This window comes from Cetobacterium sp. (assembly GCF_977044495.1).
The window spans coordinates 1-7,857 of record NZ_CDRRQU010000067.1; the positions used below are offsets into that span (position 1 = coordinate 1).

A 7,857-nucleotide genomic window follows, 5' to 3' on the forward strand; every position below is an offset into this window, starting at 1 on the left:
GTTATACACAAGTCTAGTGCAACCAAAAGTTTGATTAATTGTATTCGCTTGAGTTTCATTAGGATAGATTCTATATTTAAAAGCTAAGTTATACGTCTTCATAGTTTTCACCTCCTTAAAATTAAAATTTATGTGGTCTGATTATACCATATTTTAGAAAAAATCAATAGAAACTATTAAGCTATATATTCGATTAAAGGAACTAAAAACTAAAAAGATTGCCCTGAAAAAACCTGTGAGTAATAAATCCTTATTTACAGGCTTTTTTTTTAAAATTTTTTTAAGAATCTACTTGTTAAATGGATAAAATTAAGATATACTTATATTGCCAAAGTGTTTATTTTTTAAAGAAAGAGAGGTGTTACTATGAGTTTTTTCAATAAATTTAACGATACAGACAAAATTAATCTTTTTTTAGGTGATTTTTTAGTAAGAAACGCTGGATATCCGACAAGAATAGAGTTAGCTAAATTGCTAATGAAAGATATGAAAGAAAATATAAAGGGTTACATAAGAGATGAAAACTCTTTGTTTCAAGTTAGCCAAGTTTATCTAGATGGAGTTGTTAGTAGTAGAAATTCATTATTGAAAAAAATCAAAAATTTGTACGAAACAAACAGAGAAACTGCAGAGCTATTAAATATTTTCTCTGAAAGTAATAGAATAAATGCTGTTTTTTCAACAGATTATGATATAGTTTTAGACGATATAAACTGCAATAAACTAGTGAAGATATTACCCACAGATGAAGAGATTGCGGTAGCATCAAATGGGGAGATTAAACATTATAAAATTCTTGGAGATGTAAATAGACATGAGAAGATTTTTGTTTCTATTCAAGATTTTAGAAAATTAAAAGTTTTAGATTTTTATAAGAATTTTTTTAAGAGAATAAAAGAGGATATTAAAAGCTATCCAACGCTAATTTTAGGATTAGACTTAGATAATTCAGACCTCGTAGATGTTTTAGAGGTTATATTGACAGATATAAACTCAAAAGATGCTATTTATGCTGTGAGTAGTTCAAATGTTTTAAAAACAAAAACAATTGAAAGATTAAATGAATTGGGAATAAAATTATTGCCACATAGTGAAGAGGAATTTTTTAAAGAGTTAAAAGAATATCTATGTTCAATATCGCTAGATAATTCTGATATAAAAGAGGCGTATGTAGGAAAAAAGCTCTTTCGGTAACTCCAGATATTTCTGATGAAACTCCAGAAGAGGAGAGTTTAGAAGAAATAAAAGTAAGAGACCCAGAAGTATTAGAAGCTAAGATTGAAGATTTTAAAAAAATAGAAAGTGCTTTAGAGATAAGGTACAGTTCTTTAAAATTGGATAGGCTACCAATTGAATTTTCTACGATAAAAGATATGAAAAATCAAAACCTGATAAAAACTTTTGGAGTTACCGATTTAAAAATACATCAGCTGAACTTGAAAGAATGTCATAGCAGAATAGTTGAGATAAATAGAAAAAAATATCTAGAGTTGAAAAACAGGGAGTTTAAATTAGGTTTAGAAATTGATTTAAAAGAGGATGGATCTTTTAACACAATATCGAATAACTACTACTATAAAATATACCAATATAATAATATAAAAAGATTTATGTCTAATATAAAGCTTTTAAAAGAAATTTTTAAAGGACATTTTATTGAAATAAGTGGAAAATTAGTGACTGGTAAAGTATCCTTCGAAAACAGAATAGAGATTATGAAATTAGATTTATTAGAAAAAGAGATTTTGGGATTAGAAGAGATAAAAAAAGAGAAGTTATTGCAAGAAAAAAATTCGCTATATTCTTTAGCTTTATTAAATCTTGTTGGTAGAACTCCGACACTTCAAAGTTGGATAAATTTTAGATGTGACTTAGATAAGGTTCAATTTATTGAAGGAGATAGAATATCTATTGAGAGAGTTCATGTGATTAAAGGAAACGATTTTAATATTAGAGAGAGAATAGTTATGGTGACACCGGTGGAGAAAAGAGAGATAAAGGCGACAGAAGTAGTTGCTTATAGAAAAGCTTGTGAAATTTCCCTAGAGAAGATACCTAGAAAATAGTTAAAGAGGTGTTTAATTTGATATTAAATAATACGATAGACAGAGAAGAATTTTTTAAAGCTTTCTGTATAACGGAGGAGTATTTTAGTTCCACTGGTCTTAATTGGGATGAGCTTATGAAAATTTATGCTGATTACATGAAATTAGTTCCTTATCTAGAAAAAGAAGCTGAACATATAGTATCTAAATTAATTGACAGTGAAGGAGTTCACTCAGTTAGAAGAAGAGTAAAAAGAGCAACGCATCTTATTGAAAAAATAATAAGAAAAGGACGCAAATACGCGGATCGTGGAATAAATGTTGAGAACTATAAAGAGATTATAACAGACCTTATAGGAATCCGTGTGTTACATTTATTTAAAGACGATTGGCGTGGAATCCATTGTGAAATAACAAAATTATGGGACACTAAAGAAACACCTCAGATAAATATTAGACGAGGAGACTATAATATTCAAGATTTGAAAAATACTATTCAGGATTTAGACTGCGAGATAATAGTGAGAGATCATGGTTATAGATCGATTCATTATTTGATTGGGGTTCCGGCTACAAAACAAGATGAAGTACTTGTGGAAATTCAAGTGAGAACAGTTTTTGAAGAAGCTTGGAGTGAAATAGATCATTTGATGAGATACCCATATGATGTCGATAACCCTATCATAACAGAATATTTAGGAATTTTTAATAGAATAGTTGGAAGTGCTGATGAAATGGGAATGTTTATAAAAAAAATAAAAAAAGAGTTTTCTAATGGGAAAGGATTGGAAGATAATTTCAGAGAGTTGGATTTAAAATTCAAATAAGAGGAAGAGTTTCGACTCTTCTTTTTTTCTAAATAAAGTTAGAGGTGACTAAATGAAAGAGATATTCATAGCATTAAAGGACTACTTAGTATTTGTTAATATTATATTTGCGTGTATCATTATATTTTTTGAAAGAAGAAGACCTGTATTTACATTATTTTGGATAACAATACTACTATTGACATCTTATTTTGGATTTATAATGTATCTATTTTTTGGTATTAGCTTTAAAAAACGTAGAGCTTTAGCAAAATATTATTTAGCTAATCATGATTATTTAAAGAACTTAAATAAAAAGTCAATAGTTAGTATAAAAAAATGGATAGGATTAAGTAGATATTTAGATGGTGTGCTTTTGGGAAAAATGACTCATAATAATAGTTTTACATTTTATTCGGAAGCCAAGGATTATTTTGAAAGTATAATACTAGCCATAAAAAATGCTAAAAAATCCATATATATGGAATATTATATATTTGATGATGATGAAGTTGGAGCACCAATTTATGATTTACTTTTAGAAAAAATAAAAGAGGGAGTAGAAATAAAAATAATAGTGGATGGTGCTGGCACAAGAGGTGTCTCTAGAAAAAGAATTGAAGAATTAAGAAAATCTGGGATAATGTTTGAAGTTTTTTTTCCATCTTATTTTCCTTTTATAAAAATTGGAAACTTGAGAGCTAATTATAGGGATCATAGAAAAATGGCTCTTATAGACAACAAAATATGTTTTTCAGGAGGTTTAAATATAGGGAAAGACTATATTGGTAAAGGACGATTAGGAAAGTGGCAGGATATAGGATTTTCCTTAAAAGGTGAAGCAATAATAGATTATTTACATGAGTTTGAAAGAAGTTGGAAGTTTTTAAAAAAAGATACAACAGATATATTTCAAAATATTGATATTGATAAAGATGATCATGATTTAACTCCAATACAGGTTGTAAGTTCAGGTCCAAACTATGAGTTTCATACTATAAAAGACACTTTTTTAAGTTTAATATTAAAGGCTGAAAAAAGTATTCATATAGAAACACCATATTTTATTCCAGATGAGCCTATTTTAGATGCTTTAAAAGCTGCATTGGTTTCAGGAGTAAAAGTTAAAATAGTAATACCAAGTGTGGGAGACCATGCTTTTGTTTATTGGGCTAATCAATATTTTTATGGAGAACTAATTGAACTGGGAGCTGAAATATATAAATATAAATATGGATTTATTCATAGTAAGTTAATAGTTATAGATGGGGAGATTGCTTTTTTAGGAACTGCAAATTTTGATTACAGGAGTATGTATCAGAATTTTGAAATCAGTCTTTTAATTCTAGGAAATAATATTACTGAATTGGAAAAGAGAATAGATCAGGATATTCTAGACTCTCGAAAGGTGACATTAGAGGAGTATAAAAAAAGAGGAAAAAAGGATAGAGTGCTTGAATCAATTTCTAAATTGATGGCACCAATATTATAAGGAGGAAGTTATGATAAGAGTAGCTATAGTAACACTGAGTGACAAAGGGTCAAAAGGAGAGAGAATCGACATAACAGGGCAAAAACTAAAAGAAGTTTTTGAAGAACATTTAAGTTATGAAAATGTTTATTACAATATGTTACCGGATACTTATGAAGAGATTTGTGAAGAGTTAATGAAATTAGCAGATGAAGATATAGCTGATTTAATTGTAACGAATGGTGGAACTGGTTTTTCAAAAAGAGATGTTACGCCGGAAGCTACTTTAGCAGTAATCGAAAGGGAAGCACAAGGAATAGCTGAGTATATGAGAGCTAGGTCTTTTGAAATAACACCAAAAGCTATATTGAGTAGAGGAAGATGTGGAATAAGAAAAGGAAGTATAATTTTAAATCTTCCGGGCAGTCCAAAAGGAGCAACAGAAAATTTAAGTTTTGTGATAGATACATTAGTTCATGGAATTGAGATACTTAAAGGTGCAGCTGTGGAGTGTGCAACACCTATTAAAAAATAGGAGGAAAAAATGAAATTTGAATATATAGATTATGGGGGATCTTTAATTCAAGGATTGAAAAAAGATCCCTCTGTTGTGTATGTGTTTTCTGATTATCCTTTAAAAAATAGTCAGAGAAAAGAAAGTAAAAGAAATATTTTTGAACCGGACCCACTTTATTTAACAATGGAGGAGTTTAAGGAGTTAGCGTTCAGTACAAATAAAGTAATTTTAAGTGAAGCTAAAAGATTTGTAAGTTTATATAACTGTATGAAAAAAGAGCTTACAGAGTTAAATATAAATAATTATTTTGAATCTATTGAATTTTCAGATAAATTCTTCAAATACTATGCTGAGTTAAATAGAAGTTTATGTGAAAAGGATATAGAGTTAGAGGAGTGGCAAAAAAAATATTTTGAGATATTCCATAGGTTTAAAGAAAAATATGAGATATATTTGAATGAAAGAAATTATATACCAAAAGATTGGATTGAAGACATAAGGTATTTAGATTTAACAATCTTTAAAAAATATAAGAAAATGGTATTTGTAGATATAGTAAACTTTTCACCTTTAGATAGGTATATCATATCTAAGCTAGAGGAGTTTATAGAGATTGTAATTAGAGTTCAAGGAGAACCTGGAGTTTTTGATGAAGAAAATCTTGAATTAAAAGAGGTATATCTACCTAGAACACAAAAAATAGATATATCGCTATTAGAGGTTCAAGATGAATTAGAACTTATAGGAAATCTATTAGATATTATGAAGATGAAAAATCATATGACAAATATCTTTTCTCCAGAAGCTGATACAAATGAGTATTCTAAAGTTTTTCCAAATAACTTTATGAGAGGTAGTTTCTATACTTTAAATGACACCAAGTTTTTTAAATTTTTAAATGCTCAAAGCGAACTTATAGGAGCAATGGAACCTAGAATGGATAACTTGATTCCTATTAAAAAATTTTTAGAGGGAATTAAAACTTTAGAGATGCAAGAGCATTACGGAATAACAAAAGAGGATATGGAGTATATCTATAATCAAATAGATTGGGATTATAAGTATATAGGAACAGAGAGTAACGAAAAAATTTCTGAGATTTATACAGATATTGTAAAAGTATCAAAAATTGAAAATATAGATAAATTTATTACATACTTTAATGAACTTTTATCATTAGATATGTTTAGAGAGAAAATATATGTAGATTTTTATGATAAACTTCAAGAGTATATGGGATATGCTAAAACAACTGAAATAATGCTCGAGGAAAGGGAGATTAAAAGTTGCTTTAGAAATGGCGGAGATATTTTAAAATTTTTACTTCAATATTTTAATGATGTTGAGATTATAAGAAATGATAATAGCGAAGGAAAATATCTAATAAAGCCAATGGAAAACTGTAAGGTTACTCCATCAAGAGAGTCAATTTTTATAAATATAAGTACAAAATATCTTCCTAGAGTGAAAAGAGATTCTCTTTATTTGACAGAGAAGCAAAAAAAAGAAAATGGATTTACTTATTACGAAAAGGAAAGAAAAGAAGAACGATATAGGTTTTATCAAGCTCTTTTAAAAAATAGATATAATACTGTCATCTATATAAAAAATGAAAACAGTGGAGAGGGAGTATCTCCAATATTTTCTGAAGTTTTAAGCAGATACAGTATAAGCAAACTTGAAAAAACTGTTTATAGTGAGGATATACTAGAGAGACTAATGGCATTCAAATCAAATGAGATTGGTGAGTTTATTCAAAAAGATTTAAAAAAAGATAGAGATGACTTTAAAAATAGAGAGTTAAGTATAGGTCCATATGACTATGATACTTTAACTAGATGTGAGTATAGATTTTACCTAGATAAAGTTTGTGGACTTAGTTATTTTGAAAAAGAGGATTCTTTAGGCCTATCACTTAAATTTTTAGGAACATATATCCATGAAGTTTTCGAAAAGTTAACAGATAAGATGTGGAAAAAAATTTTGAATATTTCAGATTATTCAGTGACAAATGAAGAGGTAGAAGAGTTACTATATAAGAGTTTTTATGCCAATAGAAAAAGAGTACCTGTGTATCTAGATAACTATTTTATTCAGATACTAATTCCACGTTTTACAAAAAATATAGTAAAATTTTATAAAGAGATAGAAAATCTATATATAGAAAAGAAAGTTAAACGTATAGAGAGCGAGAAAAATAGTAGAAAAGAACCCTTTTTAAAAGGTGATGTAGAAGTTACTTTAAGTGGTAGAGTTGACCTTGTAATTGAAACAACAACAAATAATCATATCATAGATTTTAAAACAGGAAGTAAAATTGATAATCAGCTAGATTTTTATACAATTATGCTATATGGTGATGAAAATGCTGCTCAAAAATCAATATACAATGCTTTTGAAGGAAGTATAGAAAATCAAGAAAAAGCTAAATTGACAAGAGAAGCTTTAAAAGAGAGATTAATAGAGTTTTTTAAAAGTGGGAGCTATTTTTTAAGCGAGAAAAAAAGTGGGTGTCTATACTGTGAGTATGGAGATATCTGTAGGAGGGAGTTTTAAATGAAAGGGATAGTTTTAAAAGCTAGTGCTGGAACAGGAAAAACATACAGACTATCTTTAGAGTATTTAGCTGCTCTTTTAAAGGGGGAAAATTATAAGAATATTTTAGTAATGACCTTTACTAAAAAAGCTACGTCTGAAATTCAAGAGAGAGTTATTCAATTTTTAGAGGAGATGTATAGAGAAAAAGGGTCATCTTTATATGAAAATTTAAAGAATTTATATCCAGAGATAGACCTTTCTTTTGAAAATGTTAGAAAAGTTTATTATGAGGTATTAGATAATAAAGATAGACTAAAAATCTCAACAATTGATGGTTTTATAAATAATATATTTAAAAATGTTATAGCTCCATATCTCAATATATTTTCGTATGAAATTATAGATGATACTGAGAATATTGAAATTTTACTAAAATGTTTTGAAAAAATTGTAGAGGATAAAAAAGAGTTTGATAGATTT

The 7,857-nt window shown here is 27.9% G+C and carries 8 protein-coding genes; 7 read left to right on the forward strand and 1 reads right to left on the reverse strand.

Annotation, left to right across the window (positions count from 1 at the left end):
• Positions 1-102 (reverse strand): helix-turn-helix domain-containing protein (locus tag ACWI69_RS11230; protein WP_448821934.1); only part of this gene is annotated, 102 nt, incomplete at its 3' end.
• 264 nt (positions 103-366) lie between these two features.
• Between ACWI69_RS11230 and ACWI69_RS11235 the strand changes: the two genes are divergently transcribed.
• From ACWI69_RS11235 to ACWI69_RS11265, 7 genes are all read left to right on the forward strand, one after another.
• On the forward strand, positions 367-1,194 hold the full coding sequence (locus ACWI69_RS11235) for an SIR2 family protein (RefSeq protein WP_448821928.1): 828 nt from the start codon (positions 367-369) through the stop codon (positions 1,192-1,194).
• A gap of 140 nt (positions 1,195-1,334) precedes the next feature.
• Entirely contained in the window at positions 1,335-2,066 is a 732-nt protein-coding gene (locus ACWI69_RS11240) for a hypothetical protein (protein WP_448821929.1), read from the forward strand.
• 20 nt (positions 2,067-2,086) lie between these two features.
• Positions 2,087-2,872, forward strand: coding sequence for a RelA/SpoT domain-containing protein (locus tag ACWI69_RS11245; protein WP_448821935.1), 786 nt, complete (start codon positions 2,087-2,089; stop codon positions 2,870-2,872).
• Positions 2,873-2,924: 52 nt separating this feature from the next.
• Entirely contained in the window at positions 2,925-4,343 is a 1,419-nt protein-coding gene (gene cls / locus ACWI69_RS11250; RefSeq protein ID WP_448821930.1) for a cardiolipin synthase, read from the forward strand.
• Positions 4,344-4,353: 10 nt separating this feature from the next.
• Positions 4,354-4,857, forward strand: coding sequence for a MogA/MoaB family molybdenum cofactor biosynthesis protein (locus ACWI69_RS11255; protein ID WP_448821931.1), 504 nt, complete (start codon positions 4,354-4,356; stop codon positions 4,855-4,857).
• 9 nt (positions 4,858-4,866) lie between these two features.
• The gene (locus tag ACWI69_RS11260) at positions 4,867-7,395 is read left to right on the forward strand and encodes a PD-(D/E)XK nuclease family protein (protein WP_448821932.1); all 2,529 of its coding nucleotides are present in this window, start codon (positions 4,867-4,869) and stop codon (positions 7,393-7,395) included.
• On the forward strand, positions 7,396-7,857 hold a 462-nt coding region (locus ACWI69_RS11265), incomplete at its 3' end, for a UvrD-helicase domain-containing protein (RefSeq protein WP_448821933.1).